21 protein-coding genes are annotated in these 22,640 nt (G+C 63.4%); 12 read left to right on the forward strand and 9 right to left on the reverse strand.

Annotation, left to right across the window (positions count from 1 at the left end; all coding sequences use genetic code 11):
- The first annotated feature begins 9 nt into the window (after positions 1–9).
- The 5 genes from ACWTU8_RS16745 (at position 10) to ACWTU8_RS16765 (ending at position 6,712) form a co-directional block, all read left to right on the forward strand.
- The gene (locus tag ACWTU8_RS16745; protein ID WP_455848998.1) at positions 10–1,023 is read left to right on the forward strand and encodes a substrate-binding domain-containing protein; all 1,014 of its coding nucleotides are present in this window, start codon (positions 10–12) and stop codon (positions 1,021–1,023) included.
- A 45-nt stretch (positions 1,024–1,068) separates the two neighbouring features.
- Positions 1,069–2,589, forward strand: a complete 1,521-nt coding sequence (locus ACWTU8_RS16750) for a sugar ABC transporter ATP-binding protein (protein ID WP_455848999.1) — start codon at positions 1,069–1,071, stop codon at positions 2,587–2,589.
- 1 nt (position 2,590) lies between these two features.
- Positions 2,591–3,571, forward strand: coding sequence for an ABC transporter permease (locus ACWTU8_RS16755; RefSeq protein WP_455849000.1), 981 nt, complete (start codon positions 2,591–2,593; stop codon positions 3,569–3,571).
- Positions 3,572–3,574: 3 nt separating this feature from the next.
- On the forward strand, positions 3,575–4,522 hold the full coding sequence (locus ACWTU8_RS16760) for an ABC transporter permease (RefSeq protein WP_455849001.1): 948 nt from the start codon (positions 3,575–3,577) through the stop codon (positions 4,520–4,522).
- 120 nt (positions 4,523–4,642) lie between these two features.
- Positions 4,643–6,712 carry a 3-hydroxyacyl-CoA dehydrogenase NAD-binding domain-containing protein gene (locus ACWTU8_RS16765; RefSeq protein ID WP_455849002.1) on the forward strand — a complete coding sequence of 690 codons (2,070 nt, stop codon included), beginning with the start codon at positions 4,643–4,645 and terminating at the stop codon, positions 6,710–6,712.
- 33 nt (positions 6,713–6,745) lie between these two features.
- Here ACWTU8_RS16765 and ACWTU8_RS16770 read toward each other — a convergent pair whose 3' ends face one another.
- On the reverse strand, positions 6,746–7,558 hold the full coding sequence (locus ACWTU8_RS16770) for a response regulator transcription factor (protein WP_135934205.1): 813 nt from the start codon (positions 7,556–7,558) through the stop codon (positions 6,746–6,748).
- A gap of 122 nt (positions 7,559–7,680) precedes the next feature.
- Between ACWTU8_RS16770 and ACWTU8_RS16775 the strand changes: the two genes are divergently transcribed.
- From ACWTU8_RS16775 to ACWTU8_RS16795, 5 genes are all read left to right on the forward strand, one after another.
- Entirely contained in the window at positions 7,681–8,808 is a 1,128-nt protein-coding gene (locus ACWTU8_RS16775) for an ABC transporter ATP-binding protein (protein ID WP_455849085.1), read from the forward strand.
- A complete protein-coding gene (locus tag ACWTU8_RS16780) occupies positions 8,789–9,952 on the forward strand; it encodes an ABC transporter substrate-binding protein (protein WP_455849003.1) in 1,164 nt (387 codons plus the stop codon). Before ACWTU8_RS16775 ends, ACWTU8_RS16780 begins: the two co-directional genes overlap by 20 nt.
- Before the next feature lie 74 nt (positions 9,953–10,026).
- Positions 10,027–10,890: an ABC transporter permease gene (locus ACWTU8_RS16785; RefSeq protein WP_455849004.1), complete on the forward strand. Its 864-nt coding sequence runs from the start codon at positions 10,027–10,029 to the stop codon at positions 10,888–10,890.
- Positions 10,890–11,702, forward strand: coding sequence for an ABC transporter permease (locus ACWTU8_RS16790; RefSeq protein WP_455849005.1), 813 nt, complete (start codon positions 10,890–10,892; stop codon positions 11,700–11,702). The genes ACWTU8_RS16785 and ACWTU8_RS16790 overlap by 1 nt, the downstream gene beginning before the upstream one ends.
- A 10-nt stretch (positions 11,703–11,712) precedes the next feature.
- Positions 11,713–12,474: an SDR family NAD(P)-dependent oxidoreductase gene (locus ACWTU8_RS16795; RefSeq protein WP_029349238.1), complete on the forward strand. Its 762-nt coding sequence runs from the start codon at positions 11,713–11,715 to the stop codon at positions 12,472–12,474.
- A gap of 16 nt (positions 12,475–12,490) precedes the next feature.
- Here ACWTU8_RS16795 and ACWTU8_RS16800 read toward each other — a convergent pair whose 3' ends face one another.
- From ACWTU8_RS16800 to ACWTU8_RS16835, 8 genes are all read right to left on the reverse strand, one after another.
- Positions 12,491–13,999, reverse strand: coding sequence for an aldehyde dehydrogenase family protein (locus ACWTU8_RS16800; protein WP_455849006.1), 1,509 nt, complete (start codon positions 13,997–13,999; stop codon positions 12,491–12,493).
- 19 nt (positions 14,000–14,018) lie between these two features.
- Positions 14,019–14,363: a cupin domain-containing protein gene (locus ACWTU8_RS16805; RefSeq protein WP_455849007.1), complete on the reverse strand. Its 345-nt coding sequence runs from the start codon at positions 14,361–14,363 to the stop codon at positions 14,019–14,021.
- A 24-nt stretch (positions 14,364–14,387) separates the two neighbouring features.
- Positions 14,388–14,738, reverse strand: a complete 351-nt coding sequence (locus tag ACWTU8_RS16810) for a cupin domain-containing protein (RefSeq protein ID WP_455849008.1) — start codon at positions 14,736–14,738, stop codon at positions 14,388–14,390.
- A 235-nt stretch (positions 14,739–14,973) separates the two neighbouring features.
- A complete protein-coding gene (locus ACWTU8_RS16815; protein ID WP_455849009.1) occupies positions 14,974–16,248 on the reverse strand; it encodes a glycosyltransferase in 1,275 nt (424 codons plus the stop codon).
- A gap of 17 nt (positions 16,249–16,265) precedes the next feature.
- On the reverse strand, positions 16,266–17,339 hold the full coding sequence (locus ACWTU8_RS16820; RefSeq protein ID WP_455849010.1) for an ABC transporter ATP-binding protein: 1,074 nt from the start codon (positions 17,337–17,339) through the stop codon (positions 16,266–16,268).
- On the reverse strand, positions 17,336–18,130 hold the full coding sequence (locus ACWTU8_RS16825; protein WP_455849011.1) for an ABC transporter permease: 795 nt from the start codon (positions 18,128–18,130) through the stop codon (positions 17,336–17,338). The genes ACWTU8_RS16820 and ACWTU8_RS16825 overlap by 4 nt, the downstream gene beginning before the upstream one ends.
- Entirely contained in the window at positions 18,123–18,965 is an 843-nt protein-coding gene (locus ACWTU8_RS16830; RefSeq protein ID WP_029349227.1) for an ABC transporter permease, read from the reverse strand. The genes ACWTU8_RS16825 and ACWTU8_RS16830 overlap by 8 nt, the downstream gene beginning before the upstream one ends.
- Positions 18,966–19,070: 105 nt before the next feature.
- Complete coding sequence (locus ACWTU8_RS16835) at positions 19,071–20,135, reverse strand: polyamine ABC transporter substrate-binding protein (protein ID WP_287336340.1); 1,065 nt, start codon at positions 20,133–20,135, stop codon at positions 19,071–19,073.
- Between the two features lie 236 nt (positions 20,136–20,371).
- On the opposite strand from ACWTU8_RS16835, the gene ACWTU8_RS16840 reads away from it, so the two are divergent.
- Together ACWTU8_RS16840 and ACWTU8_RS16845 are read left to right on the forward strand one after the other, a co-directional pair.
- Positions 20,372–21,322: a GntR family transcriptional regulator gene (locus ACWTU8_RS16840; protein ID WP_455849012.1), complete on the forward strand. Its 951-nt coding sequence runs from the start codon at positions 20,372–20,374 to the stop codon at positions 21,320–21,322.
- Entirely contained in the window at positions 21,322–22,596 is a 1,275-nt protein-coding gene (locus tag ACWTU8_RS16845; RefSeq protein WP_455849013.1) for a glycosyltransferase, read from the forward strand. The genes ACWTU8_RS16840 and ACWTU8_RS16845 overlap by 1 nt, the downstream gene beginning before the upstream one ends.
- Positions 22,597–22,640: the final 44 nt, after the last annotated feature.

Below are 22,640 nucleotides of genomic sequence, written 5' to 3' on the forward strand. Positions count from 1 at the left end.
GAGTATGACATGAAGAGAATATTCGTTTTGGCCGCCTTCGCGGCGATGTTAGCGTCCGGCACCGCGCTGGCCGACACAAGCGACAAGAAGATCGCCTTTTCCAACAACTATGCCGGCAATTCGTGGCGGCAGGCAATGCTCGACAGCTATGCCATCGTCACCAAGAAGGCGGTCGCCGACGGGGTGGTGGCAGCCGCGGATATCTTCACGACGGCCGACAAGGAGGTGCCGACCCAGGCAGCCCAGGTCCAGAATCTGATCCTGCAGGGCTATGACGCCATTGTCATCAACGCCGCATCGCCAGATGCGCTCAACGGCGCCATCAAGCAGGCCTGCGATGCCGGCATTGTCGTCGTCTCCTTTGATGGCATTGTCACCGAACCCTGTGCTTACCGCGTAGTCGTCGACTTCAAGGATATGGGCAGGCAGGAAGTCGAGCAGATGGCCAAGTTCCATCCCGAGGGCGGCAATCTGCTGGAAATCCGCGGCCTTGCCGGCACATCGATCGACGACGCCATCCATGCCGGAATTCTGGAAGGCGTTGCCGCTCATCCCGAGTTCAAGATCGTCGGTTCGGTGACCGGCGACTGGGATCAGACGACGGCACAGAAAGCGGTGGCGACGATCCTGCCATCGCTGCCGGAAATCGTCGGCGTCGTCGATCAGGGCGGCGACGGCTATGGCGCGGCACAGGCCTTCGCCGCCGCTGGCAAACCGCGCCCAACCATCATCATGGGCAACCGCCAGGACGAATTGCAGTGGTGGAAGGAACAGAAGGACAAGGACGGCTACCAGACCTGGTCGGCATCCATCGCTCCCGGCGTATCGTCTCTGGCCTTCTGGGTGGCGCAGCAGGTGCTCGACGGCCGCACCGACATCCCGCATGATCTGCTGGTGCCATACCTCGCCTTCACCCAGGATACTTTCGAGGCCGCGCTGCCGAAAATCCCCAAGGGTGGTGTGGCCAGCCACGAATACACGCAGGAAGACGCCATCGCGGCGATCAAAGCCAACATCAAGTGAGCGTGGCACGTTGTCAGCTGCATTGCTAACTGGACATCGCTAGGGATGCCTAGGGGTAACACAGACATCGCCAGACTGAACGGCGCCGAAAAAGGTTTCGGCGCCGCCAATATGGACATCATCAGACTGGACGGAGCCGAAAAACATTTCGGCGCCGTCCGGGCGCTTGCCGGCGTCGATTTCCACGTTGGTGCCGGTGAATGCGTCGGTCTCGTCGGCCACAATGGCGCGGGCAAGTCGACACTCATGCACATGCTGTCGGGCACGCTTGTGCCCGACAGCGGTGAGATCGCAGTGCGTGGAGTTATCGAGGACAATTATTCGGTGCTGCGCGCCCAACAGCTCGGCATACGCTGCGTGTTCCAGGAACTCTCGCTCTGCCCGAATCTCAGCGTTGCCGAGAACACGCGTATCAACCACCCGGCATTGCGCGGCCTCAGTTGGCGGCGCAAGGCGGCGGATCTGATCGCCGCCAAGCTCGACGAGATATTCCCGGGCCACAGCATCTCCGCCTCCGATATCGCCAGCGACCTTTCTATCGGCAGACGGCAGATGGTCGAGGTGGCGCGTGCCTTCACGGTGACGCAGGATCCGCTCGAACTGGTCATCCTCGACGAGCCGACATCCTCGCTAGACGCGCATACGGCCGGCCAGTTGCTGGCATTCGTCCGGCGCTTTGTCGCAGCTGGCCGGAGCTGCATCCTGATCTCGCATGTTCTGGGCGAGGTGCTGCAGCATGCCGACCGCATCGTGGTGATGCGCGACGGCAAGGTCGTTGCGTCAGATGAGGCGAAGGCTTTCGATCGCGACAGGTTGGTGACGACCATGGGTGGAGCGGAAGCGCGTGAGAAGATCGCGGCCGAAATCGCGACCCAAAAGCCGGAGACCGGCCCATTGCGGGTCCGGGCCCGCCCAGCGCGCCAGGAGGACGGCAACGAACTTGTGGCGCATGCTGGCGAGATCATCGGCCTTGCCGGGTTGGCCGGCCATGGACAGACCGATCTGCTGCTCGCGATTTTCGCCGCCGCTGCGCGTTCTAAAGCCGGCATCGAGGTGACCGCGCCGGTGGCCCTGGTGGCCGGGGACCGGCAGTCGGACGGGATTTTCCCGCAATGGTCGATTGCGCAAAACATCGGCATCCGCTCGCTGGCGCGATTGCGTAACGGCCTGCTGATCTCGTCGCAACGCGAAGCCGAGCTCGCCGACTTCTGGCAAAGGAAAATCGGCATCCGCACCCCCGACATGAACAACAACATCTTCTCGCTGTCCGGCGGCAACCAGCAGAAGGCTTTGTTTGCCCGGGCGCTCGGTTCCGACGCGAAGATCGTGCTGATGGACGACCCGATGCGCGGCGTCGATATCGGCACCAAGCTCGAGGTCTACGACCTTCTGCGCGAAGAGGCTGGCCGTGGCCGCACCTTCCTCTGGTACACCACGGAAACTGAAGAGCTCGACAATTGCCACCAAATCTACGTCTTCAAGAACGGCCGGATCGTCGCCAACCTTCGTCGCGACGAGCTGACGGAGAAAAAGATCATCCAGTCCTCGTTCGGCGACGCTGCCTGAGATGACGGCAGCACCCATCGAGACCGGTCTCAAGGGTTCCTCCGAGCGTGACAGGCTGGCGCGGGCGCGCCTGTTGCGCGGCCTGCTGCCGGCATTGTCGCTGGTGCTGGTGCTGCTGGCGATCGCCTGGCTCAACCCGCGCGCCATCAGCTATTTCGGCTTCAGCCTGATGCTCAACCTGGCGATTCCGATCGCCCTAGCGACGATCGCGCAGATGTTCGTCATCGCCGGCAACGAGCTCGACCTGTCGATCGGCACTTTTGTCGGTTTCGTCGGCTGCGTCACCGCGACGTGGCTGAAGGATGCGCCGCTGGTCGGCGCCTTGATCCTGCTCGGGTCAATCGGTGTTTATGCGCTGCTCGGCGCGCTGATCCACCTGCGCAACCTGCCTTCGATCGTGGTGACGCTCGGCATGAGCTTCGTCTGGCAGGGGCTGGCCATCCTGATCCTGCCGAAGCCCGGCGGCAAGGCGCCGGATTGGCTGCTGTCGCTCATGGCTTTCAAGCCGCCTTTGGTTCCCTTCCCGATCATTGCGGCGCTGCTGATCGCTGCGGTGGTTTATTTCGGGCTGATGCGCACCTCCTATGGTGTCATCCTGCGCGGATCGGGCGGCAATGCCGCGGCCCTCAGCCGCGCCGGCTGGTCGCTGCTCAAGACCAAGATCATCCTGTTTGCACTCGCCGGCCTGTTCGGCGTGCTGTCCGGCATGGCCTTGATCGGCATCACCACATCGGCCGATGCCAATATCGGCAATGGCTATACGCTGCTTTCGATCGCCGGCGTCATCCTCGGCGGCGGCGAATTCGTGGGCGGCCGGGTGTCACCGATCGGCGCGGTGATAGGTGCGCTGACGCTGGCGCTCGCCGCGTCGCCGCTGCTGACCTTCATGCACATCCCGCCCGATTGGCAGGTGGCTGCCAATGGCGCCATCCTCATCATCGTGCTGGCGGCCCGGGTGCTCATCAGCCGCAGGGAGAGGTGAGCGATGGCATCATTGCGATTGCTGCTCGCCAAACCCTGGATCTGGTCCTTCATCGGCGCGCTGCTGGTGTGGCTGGCGACGATTGCCTTCACGGGCGGATATGGCGGCGGCGGCATGATCACGGCAGCACTTTCGCTCGCCGTTTTCACCGTCATCGTCGGCGTCGGACAGATGTTCGTCATCACGCTCGGGCCGGGCAATGTCGACCTGTCTCTGCCGGCCAATATCGGCCTCGCCAGCGCCGTCGCCATGAAGGTGATGGACGGCAATGATTCGATGATTGCCGTCGGGCTGCTGGCGGCGCTGGCCTGCGGCATGGCGGTCGGTGCCACCAACTATCTCTTGATCTGGGCGCTGCGCATTCCGCCGATCATCGCCACTCTGTCGGCCAGCTTCATCATCCAGTCGATCGACATCAGCTATGGACGCGGCTTGCAGATCAAGCCACCGCCAGGCTTCGCCGATTTCACCAACCGGCAGATTCTGGGCATTCCGGTGCTGGCGATCCTTACCGTGCTGTTCACCATCGGCGCTGCAATCGCGCTGCAGCGCATGATCTATGGCCGTTCAGTGCTGGCGATCGGCCAGAACATCCGCGCCGCATGGCTGGCCGGCGTCAATGTCGGCCGCATCCGCTTCCTTACCTACACGCTGTCGGGCGCGCTCGGCGGCCTCGACGGGGCGCTGCTTGCCGGTTATTTCCGTGGCGCCAATGTCGATATCGGCAACGAGTACCTGCTGGCCTCTATCGCCGTCGTCGTCATCGGCGGCACGTCGGTGGCCGGCGGCAAGGCCAACGTACCGGGCGTCTGGGGCGCGGCCCTGTTCCTGGTGCTGCTTTTGACCATGCTCAACACGTTCGGCGTCAGCGCCGGCGTCCGGCTGCTGCTGACGGGGCTGATCATCGTCGGCGTCATCACCGCCGCGGGCGGCCAGAAGGCGCTGCGCTGAAGTAGCGTCAGTGTCAGCCGGTCCTGACGAGAGCCTGCCGGAAAACGTCGGGTTCCCTTCCGGGCATTGGCCCTGTAAATCCCGTCGCGTTGTCGGTCGACATCATTGCGAGAGGTTTGCGTGTCCAATTTCGTGAGCGTTACAAGGGACGGCGGCGTTGCCGTCGTGACCATCGACAATCCGCCGGTCAACGCGCTGAGCTTCCATGTTCGCGAGCCGCTGATGCAGGCGCTTGTTTCCTTGCGCGACGAGCCCGATGTCGCGGCCATCGTCATCGCCTGTGCCGGGCGGACCTTCGTCGCCGGCGCCGACATCACCGAGTTCGGCAAGCCGGTGCAGCAGCCGGATCTGCGCGCCATCATTGCCATGCTGGAAACCATTGCCAAGCCGACGGTTGCCGCCATTCACGGCACCGCGCTCGGCGGCGGCCTGGAATTGGCACTCGGCTGCTATTTTCGCATTGCCGACAGCCAGGCCACGCTCGGCTTGCCGGAGGTCAAGCTCGGCCTGCTGCCTGGCGGAGGCGGCACTGTTCGGCTGCCGCGCCTCGTCGGGCCGCTCAAGGCGCTCAGCATGATCGTTTCGGGAACGCCGATCGGCGCGTCCGAGGCGCTTGCCGCCGGCCTGATCGACGCTGTCTTCGAGGGCGCCTTGACCGGGCAGGCGGTTCGTTTCGCCGGCGAAATGGCTGGCAAAGGTGGACCGTTCACGCCGGTGCGCGACCGTGATGGCCATCTCGAGAAGGCTGACTTGGCTGCATTCGACAAGGCGGCGGCGGGACTCGCCAAAAAGGCGCGCGGCCTCGAAGCGCCGATCGCCTGCGCGCAGTCCGTTCGCAACGCCATGACGCTGCCGTTCGAAGAAGCGCTTGCGGCGGAACGCGAACTGTTCGCCAAGCTCGTTGCAGGCGACCAGTCGCGCGCGCAGCGTCATCTGTTCTTCGCCGAGCGGGAGGCGGCGAAGGTTGCCGGCAGGGATATTGTCAGGCGCAAGATCGCGCGGGTCGGCGTCATCGGCGCCGGCACCATGGGCGGCGGCATTGCCATGGCGTTCGCCAATGGCGGTTTCTCCGTCACCGTGCTGGAGGCGACGCAGGAAGCGCTGCAACGCGGGCTGGCGATGATCGACAAGAACTACGCCGTGTCGGTCAGCCGCGGCTCGCTCAGCGAAGACAACAAGCGTCAGCGGCTCGGCCTGTTCAAGGGTTCCACCGCCTATGACGACCTCGCCGATTGCGACCTGATCGTCGAGGCGGTGTTCGAGGAGATGGCGATCAAGAAGGATGTGTTCGGCAGGCTCGACGCGGTGGCCAAACCAGGCGCGATCCTGGCCACCAACACCTCCTATCTCGACGTCAACGAAATCGCCGCCTCGACGTCGCGCCCGCAGGATGTCGTCGGCATGCATTTCTTTTCGCCGGCCAACGTCATGAAGCTCCTGGAGATCGTGCGGGCCGAGAAGACCGCGCCCGATGCGCTGGCGACAATCGTCGAACTGGCGCGACGGATCGGCAAGGTGCCGGTCGTGGTCGGCGTCTGTCATGGCTTCGTCGGCAACCGCATGCTGGCTGCGCGGGGCACCGAATCCGAGGCGCTTTTGCTGGAAGGTGCAACGCCACAGCAGATCGACCGGGTGTTCACCGATTTCGGCTGGCCGATGGGGCCGTTCCAGATGGGTGATCTCGCCGGCCTCGACATAGGCTGGCGCAACCGCAAGGCACGCGGCCAGACGGCAATGATCGCCGACACGCTGTGCGAACAGGGGCATTTCGGCCAAAAAACCGGCAGAGGCTTTTATCTCTACGAGAACGGCTCGCGTACGCCGGCTCCCAATCCCGAGGTCGAAGCGCTAATCCGCGACAAGGCTGCCGAGAAGGGCATCGCGCCGCGCGCGATCGGCGCTGACGAGATCATCGAGCGGACGCTCTATCCGATGATCAATGAGGGGGCGAAGATCCTCGAGGAAGGGATAGCTGCCCGCGCCTCCGATATCGATGTCGTCTGGGTAAACGGCTACGGCTTTCCGGTGGGCAAGGGCGGGCCGATGTTCTGGGCGGGCCTCGAAGGACTCGACAAGATCATCGGACGGCTGGACCACTGGCACGAGCGGACCGGCAAGGACTTTTTTAAGCCGGCGCCGCTGCTCAGACAGATGGCTGAAACCGGCGCCTGGGAAGGCGTCGCCAGCTAAACTCTGAGCGAGGCCATTTTAGAAAATCGTGGACTACCGAATCCGCGCGTCCATGATCTCGACAAAACGCGCGAAAAGACCAGCCTGCGATTTGATCTTGAGCTTGCGATAAATGTTGCGGCGGTGGACCTTTACGGTTCCCGGTACGATGCGCATCGCCCTGGCTATCGATTCCGTCGAATGCCCCTGAAGCACCAGATCGACGACATGCTTTTCGCGCGGTGTGAGCGAAAGGCTCTTCCAGATATGAGCACGTTCGAACTCGTTGACCGGCGCAATCGCCTCGTCCTGCTTCGTCTCTGCCGGTTCGTCGGCCGGAAGGGCCGGCCAGCGCAGCCTTGCGAAACCGATCACCGCCGGCGCCATGTCGCGCAGCAATCTGGCATCGGCGGTTCCGAAGGGTCCCGAAGCATGCAGTCGCATCAGCGAGACCACCAGCGCGTCCTTTCCCGGCAGCGGCACGAAGAAGCCGACCTCTTCGGCCAGTTTGGTCTGGCTATAGTAGGAGCGGTAATATTCGCTGGCATAGAAGCGGTCCGGCGCCAGCTCGCGCATGCGCCAAAAACCTTCCTTGCGCTCGACCGCCGCGTGGTGGAACGGGTCGAGCAGATAAGGCCCCTCCTGATAGAGCGCTACGAAGACGTGGCTTTCGGCTGGCGAGAACGTCTCGAACAGCAGCGGCGGGCGCGAGGCGCCGCGATAGCCGAAGACCACACAGTGATCGAAGCTGACATGCTGCCGGAGCCAGGTGACCATCGCCTTGCCGAAAAGCTCGCCGCTCGTCTCCCGTGTCGCAGCGATGAGCGCAGCGAGCTGATTGTATTCGTCGCCGCGCGATCCGCTCAATTTATACCCCTTTAAACGAGAAAATAGACTGAATATACCACCTGCGAGGTATATACTAGTCACCGTTGGCTCTGATAGCGTCGTGAAAATCGCCTTCGCTGGAGCCCGCAGCTTTGACCGCAATGCCAGATATCGAGTTTCGCGGGGTCACCAAACGCTACGGCAGCGTGACTGCGGTCAGCGGCATCGATCTTGCCATCCCGCCGTCTGCCTTTGTCGCTCTGCTCGGGCCGTCCGGCTGCGGCAAGACAACCTGCCTGCGCATGATCGGCGGCTTCGAACAGCCGAGCGAAGGTGCGGTGTTCATCCGCGGCCGCGATATGGCCGACACGCCGCCCTACCGGCGGCCGGTCAACATGGTGTTCCAGCAATATGCGCTGTTCCCGCATCTGGATGTCGAGCACAACATCGCCTATGGGCTGCGCCAGGCGCGGCCGCGGTTGGCGTCGCGGGAGATCAGCCTGAGGGCAGGCGAGGCGCTCGCGATGGTGCGGCTTGCCGGCTACGGCCGCCGCAAGATCCACGAGCTTTCCGGCGGCCAGCAGCAGCGTGTCGCCCTGGCGCGCGCGCTGGTCAACAAGCCGGCGGTGCTGCTGCTCGACGAGCCGCTGGCGGCGCTCGACAAGAAGTTGCGCACAGACATGCAGATAGAGTTGCAGAACCTGCAGCGCGAGATCGGCATCACCTTCGTCCTTGTCACGCACGACCAGGAAGAAGCCCTGTCGATGAGCGATTTCGTCTGCGTCATGAATGGCGGGCGCATCGTCCAGCTCGGACAGCCGAGCGAAATCTATGACGAGCCCGCCGACCTGTTCGTCGCCGACTTCGTCGGCAAGACCAATCTCTTGAGCGGCAAGGTCGCTGGGCACTCGGGCAACCTCGTCGAGGTAGCGCTTGCCGACGGTACCGTCATAGCCGCGCGCAAGCGGACTTCGCTGCGGCAGGACGAAGCCGTTGCGGTCAGCCTGCGTCCTGAATCTTTAAGCCTCGGCGCGCCGGGAAGCGGCCGGCTCAACGGCATTATCCGCAACCGGATCTTTCTGGGCTCGACCGCGGAATATGCGATCGAGGTCGGGGGTATCGGAACGCTGCTCGCCAAGGCCGATCACCTGATCGGCAGTAAAAATCTCTTCAAGCCGGGTGAACCCGTCGCCATCGGCTTTACAGCCGGAACGCCGCTCGCGTTTCCTGATACCAAGAACAACGGGACCAACCAGAGGGAAAACAAACATGTCGAAATCATATCGTGACGGACTGCCGATAAGCCCCGAAAAATTCGTCGATCAATTGATGCGCCTCAAGCGCGGTTCCATCGGCCGCCGCGAATTCCTTGGCCTCACCGGTCTTGGCATCGCAACGGCGGTGATGGCCCGCGAGCTCGGCATTATGCCCTCGCCGGCCTTCGCCCAGGAGGGTCTTGGCGACCGCATGTCGATCGCCACCTGGCCCAATTACCACGACCCGGCGACGTTCGAGAATTTCAAGGCCGAGACGGGCGTCGCCGTCGAGGTCAATGTGTTCGGGTCAAACGAGGAGATGCTGGCCAAGCTGCAGGCCGGCGCTTCTGGCTGGAGCCTTTTCGTGCCGACCAACTACACGATCTCCACCTATAAGAAACTCGACATCATCGAAGCGCTCGACATGGCCAAGCTCGCCAATTTCGACGGCTCGCAACAGGACCCACGCTTCACCTCGGAAGGCACGATCGATGGCGTGACCTACGCGGTGCCGAAGAATTGGGGCACCACCGGATTTGCCGTCAACACCAAGAAGCTCACAAAGCCGATGACGAGCTGGAAGGAATTCTGGGACACGGCTATGGCGGAAGGCGACGGCCGGACCATGGTTCATGATTACCAGCTCACCACGATCGGCAATGCGCTGAAATATTTCGGCTTCTCGTTCAACTCGCTGAAGCAGGACGAACTCGCCAAGGCGGAAGAATTGCTGCTGAAGGTCAAGCCGCATCTGTTCGCGGTTTCCAGCGATTATCAGCCGTCGATGCGTGCCGGAGACGCCTGGATGACGATGTGCTGGACCAATGACGGGGCGCAGCTTCACCGCGACATTCCGGAGATCGCTTATGTGCTTGGCAAGGAGGGCGGCGAGATCTGGACCGACTTCTACGCCATTCCGAAGGATGCGCCCAACAAGCCCGCCGGCTATGCCCTGCTCAACTACCTGATGGACCCAAAAGTCGCGGTCAAGGAGCACCTGGCCAACGGTGCGCCCTCCACCGATGCGCGGGTCAATGCGCTGCTGCCAAAGGAAGTGCTGGCCAATCCGATCCTCTACCCGGCGGCGGATCTGCTGAAGCCGCTGGAATTCGGTGCGGCTGCGACGCTGACCGATCCGGGCCGGGCCGAACTGATGGCGCGCTTCAAGTCGGCTTGAACCGGGCGGGCCATAGGTCCGATGCAGGCAACTCTACCGGCGGGCAGAGCCGCCGGCACCGGGGCGGTTTTTCAATGCGCAGCAATGTCCTTCGTCACAATCTCCTGACCGCGCTGCTGCTCGGTCCAGCAACCGCGTGGCTGGTGGTCTTTCTGGTCTTGCCGTTCGTCGCGATCGCCGTTTTCAGCGTTGGCCAGCGGGCGCCGGAAGGCGGCTATCAGGCCGCTTTCACCTTGGCGCAATATGCCAATCTTCCGGCGCGGGCGACCGCCTTCTGGAATACGATGGTGCTGGCGCCGGCGGGCGCACTGGCCTGTCTTCTCGTCGCCTATCCGGTCGCCTACTACCTCGCCTTGCGCGCGCCGGAGCGGTGGCGGCTGATCCTGCTTGCGCTTGTCGTCATCCCGTTCTGGACCAGCCTACTGATGCGAACCTACGCCTGGATGTATATTCTGGGCGGGCGCGGCATCCCGGCATTGCTGGCCTATGTCGGGTTCGAAGATGTGCGGCTGATCAACACGCCGGGCGCAGTCCTGCTCGGCATCGTCTATGGCTATCTGCCGCTGATGATCCTGCCGATCTATGTCAGCCTCGAGCGGCTCGATCGCCGGCTGCTGGAAGCCTCCGCCGACCTCGGCGCGACACCAGTCTCGACATTCCTTGGTGTGACGCTGCGGCTGTCGCTGCCGGGTGTGATGACCGGCTTCTCGCTGGTCATGATCCTGCTGCTCGGCGAATATCTGATTCCGACGCTGCTCGGCGGCGGCAAGGTCTTCTTCATCGGCAACGCGCTGGTCGACCTGTTCCTGCAATCGCGCAACTGGCCGTTCGGATCGGCAATCGCAATCACGCTGGTTCTGGTTTCGGTGGTGGTGCTGCTTGCCGCCAACCGTATTTCGACCCGGCTTTCGGGCGCGCGTCGGGTGGACCTGATCTGATGCGCGCCTTCGTCGTTGCGGTCTTTGCCTTCCTGTACTTGCCGATCGCGCTGGTGGTGCTGTTCTCCTTCAATGCGGGCCGTCACGCCAGCGAGCTAACCGGTTTTTCGGTGCAATGGTACGGCAAGGCGCTGTCGAACCCTTTCCTGGTCGAAGCGCTGAAGAACAGCCTGTTCATCGCCACCACCAGCGCGTTGCTCGCGGCGCTGTGCGGCACGGCGGCGGCGCTTGGCCTGGCGCGCGTCGGCGCGCGGACACGGGCCATATTCGATGCGCTTTTGGGTGCTGCGATCGTCGTTCCGGGCGTCGTCATCGGCATCTCGACGCTGGTCGCGCTCGTCCAGCTATTTGGGGTCGTCAATCCGTTTCTCGCATCGCTGTGGCCGAACGACCAGCCGCCGCGCCTAGCGCTTGGCTACGGGTCGATCATCGCCGCGCACGGCCTGTTTTCGATGGCGCTGGTGGCGATGATCGTCGGCACACGCCTCGGCAGCCTCGACCGCAATCTGGTCGAGGCTTCGAGTGATCTTTATGCCACCCCGCTGACGACTTTCCGCAGCATCGTGTTGCCGCAGATCATGCCGGCGGTGATCGCCGGCTTCCTGCTCGCCTTCACATTCTCCTTCGACGATTTCATCGTCGCCTTCTTCGTCGCCGGCGCACAGACGACGTTGCCGATCTATGTCTTTGCCTCGATCCGGCGCGGGGTGACGCCCGAAATCAACGCCATCGCGACGATCGTGCTCGTCGCCTCGGTGCTGCTTGTGGTGCTTGCCCAATGGCAATTGCGCCAACGCAAACCATCAAACTGAAAGTCGCATCATGATTCTGAAAGATCGCATCGCCGTGGTGACGGGCGCCGGGTCGGGGATCGGGCGCGCCGGTGCCATGATCATCGCCAGGGAAGGCGCGGTGGTGGTGATCGCCGACAGGGATCAGGCTGCCGGCGAAGCCACCGCTTTCGACATCCGTGCCGCCGGCGGCCGGGCCGAGGCGATCGCCACGGATGTCGGCGAGGACGCGGCGGTCGAGCAACTCATCGCTGGAACGCTGGGCAAACATGGCCGGATCGATATCCTGCACAATCACGCCGGAGTCCAGGTCGGCGGTACGCTGACCGAAGTCGGCGTCGACGGCATGGATGCCTCGTGGCGGATCAATGTGCGGGCGCAGTTCCTCGCTGCCAGGCTCGTCATGCCGTCGATGATCGAACAGGGCGGCGGCGTCATCCTGAATACCGCCTCGAATTCAGGTGTGTTCTACGACCGCGAGATGATCGCCTACGCAACCTCAAAACATGCCGTGGTGGCGATGACCCGGCAGATGTCGCTCGACTATGCCACGCACAATGTCCGCGTCAACGCACTCTGTCCGGGCTGGGTCGATACGCCCTTCAACGAGCCCTTCATCGCCCAGATGGGCGGGCGGGATGCGATCGAACGCTATGTCCGCACCAAGATTCCCATGCAGCGTTGGGCCAGCGCCGAAGAAATAGCCGAAGCGATCCTGTTCCTCGTCTCCGATCGTTCGTCCTTCATGACCGGCCAGGCTTTGGTGATTGACGGCGGCGAGAGCATCGGCTGACCGCAGCCGTTCATACTCATACGTGCTTGCGGCCGCCGGCTTCGCGGAACCAGCTGTCGGGATAGGGATACCACCAGTCCTGGATCGCTGGTTTGTGGTCGATGATCACCATCTTCGAGCGGCGGAAGGCATCCAGCCCCTGGCGTCCAAGTTCGCGGCCGAGGCCAGACGCCTTCCAGCCACCGAACGGCAGCGCGTCATTGTCGATGAGCGGATTGTTGACCCAGACCATGCCGGCCTCGAGCCGCTCCGCAGCCTCATGCGCTTCGGCTAGATCGGTGGTGAAAACGGAGGCGCCGAGCCCGAACGGGCTGTCATTGGCAAGCTCTATCGCCTCGTCGAAATCCTTGACCCGGCAGATCGCGGCGACCGGTCCGAAACACTCTTCGCGCACAATCGCCATGTCGGGGGTGACGCCGGTCAGGATCGTCGGCTCGTAGAACCAGCCGACATTATGCGCCGGCGGGATGCGCCCGCCGGTGACCGCCTTGGCACCGGTGCGGACCGCATCGTCGACCAGCCGCATGACTTTCGCCCGCGCCGCCTCGCTGACCAGCGGCCCGATCTCGGTCTTGTCGAGGCCGTTGCCGATGCGAAGCGTCCGTGTCTTCTCGGCAAACAGATCGACAAAGCGATCGTGAACGGCATCGACGACGAAGAACCGTTCGGCCGAAGTGCAGACCTGGCCGGTGAGGTGGAACGCGGCGGTGACGCTGCCGGCCGCCGCCACGTCCAGCGGGGCGTGTTGGCTGATGATCAGCGGATCGCTGCCGCCGGCCTCGATCACGCAAGGCTTCATGCGCTCGGCGCAGGCGACGGCGACGGCCTTGCCGGCGGCGACCGAGCCGGTGAAGGCGACCGCATGGGTACGGTCGGAAGCGATCAGCGCCTGAGCGGTGGCCGCCCCGCCGGGGAGGCAGGAAACCAGGCCCTCCGGCAGTGAGCGGAACACCTTGATATAATCCAGCGTCGACAATGTCGTCGCCTCGGCCGGCTTGATCACGCAGGCATTGCCGGCGGCAAGCGAAGCGGCGACGGTCCAGCACATCAACAGGATCGGAAAGTTGTAGGGCATGATATGCACCGACGTGCCGTAGGGCTCGTAGCGCGCATATTGGAACGAACCGGCCTGCGTCGTGCCGGCGACCTTGCCGGCGTCGTCACGCGCCATTTCGGCGTAATAGCGGAAGATCGGTGCGCAATTGGCGATCTCGCCGATCGCTTCCGGATAGGGCTTGCCCATCTCGCGCACCATCAGCTCGGCGCAGCGCGTGAAGTCGGCCGCCTCGATAGCGTTTGCGACAGCATGCAGATGTCTGGCGCGGCTCTTGGCGTCGAGCTTCTTCCACGCCGTTTGCGCCTTGGTCGCCGCGGTGAGCACGCCGTCGATCTCGCCGTCGGCTGCGGCAGCGATGGCGCCCACGGTTCCCAGCGTCGCCGGATCGACTACTGGTTTTGCCGCACCGGTCATCGGCCGATAATCCGGATTGACGAAAAAGGTTGGCCGGTCAGCGGAGAATTCCATGGTCTTCCTTTCAACCCGCTCAGCGGATCATGTAGACCTTCTTGATCGTCTCGTGGACAGTGCAAACGCCGTTCCAGTCCTGCGGAAAGAACGCCGCAGTATCTGGTTCGATCTCGATCACCTCGCCGGATTCGTGGACATAGGTGCAGCGTCCCTCGAGGAAATGGCAGAACTCGTCGCGGGTGACATGGCAGTGCCATTTGCCTGGGGTGCAGACCCACAGCCCGCATTCGGAGCGGCCCTCCGGTCCCTTGTGCAGCAGCTTGCCGGAGGTGCGGGATTCGCCCTCGATCATGGTGGGGATGACGCCCCAGTCGACCAGGTCGGTGAGGGCGAGCGGCGATTTCATGATCGGTGTCGGCATGTCGTAAAGCTCCAGTGGCTGGCTTCAGGCCAGCATGTAGATGTTGCGAATGGTTTCGTAGACGGTGCATTCACCCGCCCAGCCGGCCGGGAACATGACCACCGTGGCGGCGGAGACGTCTATCACCTCGCCGTCATCTGATCGGTAGGTCGCGCGGCCGGCAACGAAATGGCACAATTCGTCGCGCGGAATCGCCAGCCGCCAACGGCCGGGCGTGCAGACCCAGATGCCGGATTCCGGCTGGTTGTTCGGCCCCTTGTGGACCAGCCTGCCGGCCGAGTGCGAAGCACCTTCCAGCACATTGGGCTGGGTGCCCCAGTCGATGAGGTCGGCGCGGGTGGAAGCCTGGTGGAGATGTGGCGCGGAGGAGGTCATGTGGGTACTCCGTTGGTGCGACGCTCATTTTCGAGAGGCCTTCGCTCTACGGAGCCCCCTCTGTCCTGCCGGACATCTCCCCCACTTGGGGGAGATCGGCAGCCTCGCCGAGAGCGCCCCATTTCTGAAGTTGGCGATTGCGAAAGCACTGATGACAGCCAATCTCCCTCCTTGTGGGGGAGATGTCCGGCAGGACAGAGGGGGGCGCGAAGGAACGCCATACCCATAAGCCCGGTCACAGCAGTTTCTCCAGCAGCCCCGCCGCTTTCTCCGGGCCGTTCTGCGATTGCATCTGCGCCGATGTCCTAGCCAGTTTGGCCTTGATTGCCGGGTCCGTCAGGCAGGTTTCGATCTTGGCGATCAGCTCGGCATCGCTCCAGTCGTAGCGCGGCATGCCGAAGCCGTGGCCGGTCTCCTCGACCCTCGTCGCGTTGTCGTGGCCATCCCAGACATAGGGCATGATGATCGCCGGCTTGCCGAAGTAGAGACACTCGGTGAACGAGTTGTTGCCACCATGGTGGATCACCGCATCGACCTGCGGGATGACCGAGGGCTGCCGAAACCAGCTCTCGACGATGACGTTTTCGGGCACTTGCACGTATTGGTCCTTGTATCCCCCGACATTGACCAGCGCCCGGTAGCGCGTCTTGCCCAGCGTCGCGATGATGCGCTTCAGCAGATCGACATCGCCGGCGCCAAGGCTGCCGAAGGAAACGTAGAGCAGCGGCCCGTCATTGTTTTTCGCGAAGGTCGGCACGGTGTAGGGCTTCTCCTGCCGCACGCAGCCTTCCAGATACTGAAATTTTGCCGGGTCGAGCGGATGGCGGCGCTTGAACTTTGCCGCCTCGGGATAGAGCAGCAGGTTGAGATAGGGCGAAGCCTCGAAGAACTGGCCGATCGGATACGGCGCCTCGTTGTTCGCCTTTAGGAACGCGTTGAAGTCGTCATGGATCGGCTTGATGACGGCGTTGAAATGATCGCGGTAGCGCCGATGGCAGGCGTGGTCATTCTCACCGCAGCCGGACAGATGCGGCGGGATATCCTCGTCCTCGATTTCATTTTCCGAGCAGGAGATGACGCGCACCCACGGCTTGCCGTACTGTTTGATCGCCGGGAACAGGATGACGTTGTCGACGCAGATAACATCCGGCTTGATCGTCGCAAGTACACCAGGCAGGTCCTTCTCAGCCCATTTGGCGCTGTCGACAATGGCCGTCCAGCAATCCTTCACGTAGTTGTCGACCTGGTCGTAGGGCGACTTGCGGAAGTTCGGGATGTGGCCGTTGATGAAGTCTTCCCAGAACTTTGCCATCTGCTCGGGCGGCATCGGCTCGGACAGGTTCACCGGATGAGCCTCGAAGCCGTAGCCCTTGTAGACATCGAGGAAACCAGGGTCCGACAGGAACACCGCTCTGTGGCCGTGCGCCTCGACCGCCTGGGCGATGCCGACCGAATTGAGCGCCGGGCCGTAGGCTGCTTCCGGAAAAAACGCGATCGTCTTCTGAGCCATCAAGCTTCTCCTTCCAATCAATCTGCGAAAATTCTGACGTCGGCGGCATCCCAGCCGAGTTCGACCGCATCGCCCGACGAGACCGGGCGCCGGTCGGCGGCGTCGGCGGTGACGCGCACCAGGAACGGCTTTGGCGACAGAGCGGTGCGGACATGCAGCTGCAGGTCGAGCCCGTGATAGGCGAGCGCCTCGACCGTGCCGGCGATCCGGTTGGCTGTCTCTGGCGACGGGAAAAGCCGGATTCGCTCGGGCCGCACTGAAGCGACCGCCGCTGCGCCGGAAGCCAGAGGCGAGGGAACCGTTCCGACGATCCGTGTGCCGTCCGCTGCCTTCACCCCGTCGGCGGTGGCCTTGCCCGGCACGAAATTCATCACGCCGATGAAGTCGGCGACGAAACGGTCGGCGGGATGCTCGTAGACCGCATGCGGCGTGTCGCATTGCAGCAGCTTGCCGTCTCTCAGCACCGCCATGCGGTCGGCCATGACAAGCGATTCCTCCTGGTCATGGGTGACGATGACGAAGGTGATGCCGACCTCGTGCTGCAGGCGCTTCAGCTCCAGCTGCATGGCGCCGCGCAATTTCTTGTCGAGCGCGCCGAGCGGCTCGTCGAGCAGCAGCAGCCGCGGCCGCTTGACCAGCGCCCGGGCAAGCGCGACGCGCTGCTTCTGCCCGCCCGACAGTTGCTCCGGCTTGCGGTCGGCGAAAGGAATGAGCTCGGTCGTCGCCAGGATGGCGTCGACGCGGGAGCGGATGTCCTTTGCCGGCAAGCTTTCCATTTCGAGGCCGTAGGAGACGTTGGCCCTGACGCTCATATGCGGAAACAGCGCATAAGACTGGAACATCAGATTGACCGGCCGCTTGTTGGGCGGCGTCCTGGCGATGTCGTGCCCGTCGAGCAGGATGCGCCCGTCATTGGGCGTCTCGAAGCCGGCCAACATGCGCAGCAGCGTGGTCTTGCCGCAGCCCGACGGCCCGAGCAGGGCGAAGAACTCGTTCTCACGGATATCGAGCGAAATGCGGTCGACGGCGGTCACCCGGCCGAAATTCTTCGACACCTTGTCGATCGCCAGCAGCGTGCGGGGTTCGCTCATTGGCCGATCACCCCGCGGTTGAGCCGCTGCGACAGGGTCAGCGCGGTGATGCTGACCGCCATGACGATGGTCGCCAATGCGTTTATCTCCGGGGTGATGCCGAAGCGGATCATCGAATAGATCTGCATCGGCAGCGTGGTCGAGGCGCGGCCGGCGCCTGATGTGAAGAAGGCGATGATGAACTCGTCCACCGAAAGCGTGAAGGCGAGCAGCGCACCGGCGACGACCGCCGGCAGGATGACCGGCAATGTCACCCGCCTGAAGGTGGTGAGCGCGGAGGCGCCGAGATCGGCGGAGGCCTCGACGATCGACCAGTCGAAGCTCTTCATTCGCGCGCGCACCACCGAACAGACGAAGGCGAGGTTGAAGACGACATGGGCGAGGATGATGGTGTGCAGGCCCAGGGTAAAATCGAGCAAAGAGAAGAAGCTGAGCAGCGCGATCGCCAGCACGATGTCGGGAATGATCATCGGCGCAAAGATCAGCGCCTCGAGGCCGCTCCCATATTGCCGGCGTATTTCGACACCGATCGCCAGCAGCGTGCCGAGCAAGGTGGCGATTGCCGTCGAGACGAGCGCCACGATCAGCGTGTTGAGGGCAGCCGAAAGGATCGCGGCGTTTCCGACCAACGAGGCATACCATTTCAGTGAAAAGCCCGACCAGACGGTCGGCAGCCCGCCTTGGTTGAAAGACAGCGCCACCAGCACCGCGATCGGGATGTAGAGAAAGGCAAAGACCAGCGAAAGCACAAGCCAGAGCGTGCGCCGCGTGGCGGGGGAGCGCTCAGCCATCGGCGCCTCCTTTCGCCTCGGCGGCACGGCCTGCGGCGCGATCCGCAGCCAGGGCCTGCGCCGTCAGCACTAGCAGCATTATGGCGATCAGCGCCATGGCAAGTGCGGCGCCGAAGGGCCAGTCATTGGCGGTCAGGAACTGGTCGTAGACGAGATTGCCGATCATCTGGAAGCGGCCGCCGCCGAGCAGCGCCGGCGTGACGAAATTGCCGATCGACAGCACGAAGACGAACACCGCCCCGGCGGCGATGCCCGGCACCGTCAACGGCAGGATGACCCGGCGAAATGTGGTCATCGCCGAAGCGCCGAGGTCGCGTGAGGCCTCGGCGAGCTCCGGATTGAGCCGCGACAGCGGCGCGTAGCAGGCCAGGATGACGAAGGGCAGATAATTGTAAACCAGACCGGCGATGACGGCGCCTTCGCTGTAGAGCATCGACGGCGGCTCGCCGGTGTAGCCAAGCCAGCGCAAGAGCTGCGTGATCAGGCCCTCGCGGTTGAGCAGCACGATCCAGGCGTAGGTGCGGATCAGGTAGTTGGACCAGAAAGGCAGGACCGCGAAGAACAGGAATACCGGCTGCCACCGGCGTGGTGCCGCCGCGATCGCATAGGCGGCGGCATAGCCGATCACCACCGCGATCAGCGTTGCCGTGCCGGCGATGCGTGCCGAATTGAGGAAGATGCCGGCATAGAGCGGGTCGAACACCAGCCCGAAATTCTCCAGCGTGAAGGTGTATTCGATGCCGCCATAGATGCCGCGCCGGAAGAAGGCGAGCGCCAGCACCAGAGCGCATGGCACCACCATCAAGGCGGTGAGCCAGGCCAGCGCCGGCGCCATCAGCAAGGAGGAGCGAAATCTGGTTTGGGACACGATTGCGATACCGCACTCAGCGGCCGGCGGCGGAGGCCCGCCGTCGACCGCGATCTCTGACCTTGATACTGGTTACTGCGCGGCCTTGATCTCGCTGACGATCTTCGAATAGTCGCGCTGGGCGTCGCCGACGTCGCGCAACTGCTCGAACTTGACCAGCTCGGCCACCGGCATGCTCATATTGGGGAACTTGGCGAGGAAATCCGCAGGCAGACTTTCCATAGCCGGCTTGTTCGGCACCTTGTAGTCGATGTTCTGCGCCGCCCAGGCGTGGTTCTTGGCGTCCAGCATGAAGTTGATGAACTGGAAGGCGGCGTCCTTGTTGGCCGAAGCCTTCATCACCACCATCGTGTCGACCCACAGATCCGAGCCCTCTTTGGGGATGACGTATTTGATCTCAGGCTTCTCGGCGATGCCGTAATTGCACCAGCCGTCCCATGCCTGCACCAACAACGCCTCGCCGGAGACCAGCTTCGAGTAGAAGGTGGTGTCGTCATAGGCGAGCAAGGTCTTCTTGGCCGAGATCAGCAGGTCCTTGACCTCGGCGAGCTTGGCCGGATCGGTCTCGTTGACCGAATAGCCCTTGGCGAGTTGGCCGGCGGCCAGCAGCCAGCGGTCGGTCGCCAGCATGGTGGTCTTGCCCTTGAGGTCGTCGGAGGGGGCGAGAAGATCGTTCCAGCTGGCCGGCTCGGTCTTGACCAGATCCGAGCGGTAGCAGAGGCCGGTGGTGCCCCAAGTGTAAGGCACGGAGAAATTGTTGCCGGCATCGTGCGGCAGCTTCGTCGCCTCGGGATAGAGATTGGCAAGGTTGGGGATCTTCGCGTGGTCGATCGCCTCGATCAGGCCGAGCTTGTTCAGCACTTCGGCAAAGGGCGAGGAGACGAAGACCACGTCATAGCCCTTGCCGCCCGAAGCCACGAGCTTGCCCATGATCTCCTCATTGGTGGCGTGAACCACGACTTCGCCGGAAACGCCGGTTGCGGCCTTGAAGGCGGCCATGGCATCCGGCGCCATGTAGCCGTCCCAGTTGGAAATGACGAGGTCGGCGGCGGCCGCCGGCGCCGACAGCGCCAGGGCGAGACCAAGCGCGACCGAAGATATCTTTAACGGATGGCGCAGGCGGGTTGAGGCGGTCATGACAGACTCCCATTCTGGTTGATCGTCGAATTCAATCAATCGTCGGACCAGCGCTTGCGACCATGCCGCCGCTTCGATCCTGTTCCCCGGTCTTTTTGTTGCCGTTTGACCTCACAGTACTATTGCAGAAAAAAGTACGTCAATCCATAATTTGGCACGTCGCTGCGAAATCGCCGAACGCGCTATAAGCGCGATCGGTCAGGCCGTAGCGGTCAAGCCGTTCATGAGAAATCGCCATGCAAGCCGCCGCCAGACGACCGCGCACCAACCATCTCGATCTCGCTCAGCGCATTCTCGATGTGGCCCGGCAGCGCGGCTTCGAGGCCGGCGCTCATCTCCCGGAACAGCAGATCGCCTCGCTCTGCAACGTATCTCGAACCCCGGTGCGGGCCGCTTTGCGCCTGCTCACCGAAAGGGGTGTCGTGCGCTGGGAGGCTGAATCGGGCTATCGGCTGGCCGTCGACCTCACCAACCAGGCGACCGTTTCAGCCGACCTGCCGAGCGCCGAGGAAGACGAACTCGCGGAGATGATCCTGCGCGATCGATCGGCGCGCCGGCTGGATCAAACGGTGACCATCGGCGCGCTGGTGCGGCGCTATGGTGCCGAACGAAAGACGGTACTAAAATCGCTAAAGAAACTGACGGAGGAAAATCTTCTGGACCGTGCACCGGGGCAGGCCTGGCTGTTCAGGCGGGCGCCTGACGATCCGGAGGCACAAGGGGAAAGCTATGAGTTCCGCCTGCTGCTGGAACCCGCCGCCATTCTGGCGCCCGGCTTTCGGCTGGACGGGACGCGCGCGGCAGCCTTGCGCCAGGGCATGGAAACGCTGCTGGCGCTGCCCGATGCCGCATTCGATATCAGAGAGTTCCAGCGGCTGGACATCGATTTTCACGGAATGATCGCCGACGGCGCCGCCAACCGGTTCGTCACCGACGCGCTGTCCGACCATCTCAGGCTGCGCCGGCTGCCGGGGACCTATGCCGGCGTCAACGTCTTCCGGCTGAAGCAATCGCTGCGCGAGCACCTGACCATACTCGACCAATTGGAAAGCCGGCAGTATGAGGTTGCAGCCGATCTGCTTCGCGTTCACCTGCGGCTCTCCCGCAGCCAGCGGCCGCAGGCGGCCAGTCGCGGGGCCCCCGCATTGTTCGGCATGATCAGCCGGCCGGACTCACGAGGACCGTAGTGACGCGCAAAGCCAGCCCGACCATCGCGCTGTTTCCCGAAGCGAGCTTCGGCGCCGCGCTCAATTGCGTCGGTATCGCGCAAGCCTTGCGCGCCCGTGGAGCCCGGCCGGTGTTCATCTGTCACGCCGGCTTTTCCGGTGTGTTCGCCGACTATGGTTTTCAGGAATACCAGTTGCCGACCGACGAGCCGCTGACCGACAGCGAACGCCAGAGCTACTGGCAAGCTTTCGTGCGCCGGCATCTGCCGCATTTCAGGCTGAGCCCGATCGATCAGCTCGAAACCTACGTCGCCCCGACCTGGGAAGCGATCGTCGATACCGCGGTCAATGCCGAGGGGCCGCTGCGCCAATTGGTGGCCCGGCTGAAGCCGGATGCCGTGGTGCTCGACAATGTCATCATGTTTCCGGCGCTGGCCGCCGCCGGCTGCCCATGGGTGCGCGTCGTCTCCTGCGCCGAGACCGAGCTTCCCGACGCCGATGTACCACCCTATCTGTCCGGTCTCGCCGCCGACGACCCAAGCCGCGCGGCCTTCGAGGCGCGCTATCTGGCAGCGGTCGCTCCGGCGCATGACCGGTTCAACCGGCTTCGGATCGACGCCGGTCTTGCGCCCTTGCCGAAGGGCCTTTTTCTCGAAGCTTCGCCCGACCTCAATTTGCTGCTGACCCCAACGATCGTGCGCAGGCAGCGCGCCGAGCCGCTCGACCCGGCCCGCTTCGTCTATCTCGAAGGCTGCGTCCGTTCGGAAGGGCCGTTCGATGTGCCGGTCTTTCCGCGCAATGACGGGCCGCTGGTCTATCTCAGCTTCGGCAGCCTGGGCGCCATGGATGTCGGCCTGATCGAGCGCATGCTTGCCGTGTTCGACCGGCTTCCGGCTCGGTTCATCGTCAATGTCGGCGGTCTGCGCGACACCTATCGCGCGGTTCCGGACAATGTCTATCTCGACGCCTGGTTTCCGCAGCCGTCGGTCGTCGCGAAATCCGATCTCTTCATCCATCACGGCGGCAACAACAGCTTTTGCGAAGCGCTGCGTTTCGGCGTGCCGTCGCTGATCATGCCCTATTGCTGGGACGGGCATGACAATGCGCGACGCGCTGAGGAAACTGGCGTTGGCCGCCACATCAGCCGCGACGGCTGGAGCGACGATGAACTGGAAAATGCCATCCTTGGCCTAATGGCCGACAGCGGGATGCGCTTTCGCCTCAAGGAGAATGCGGTCACCATGGCACGGGCGCCGGGAACCGAAATCGCCGCCGAAGCCATTCTCGCCCTCTAAGGACGTGACCTGATGCTCAACACCACGACAACGGATGCACCGCA

This window comes from Mesorhizobium sp. BHbdii, from assembly GCF_053848045.1.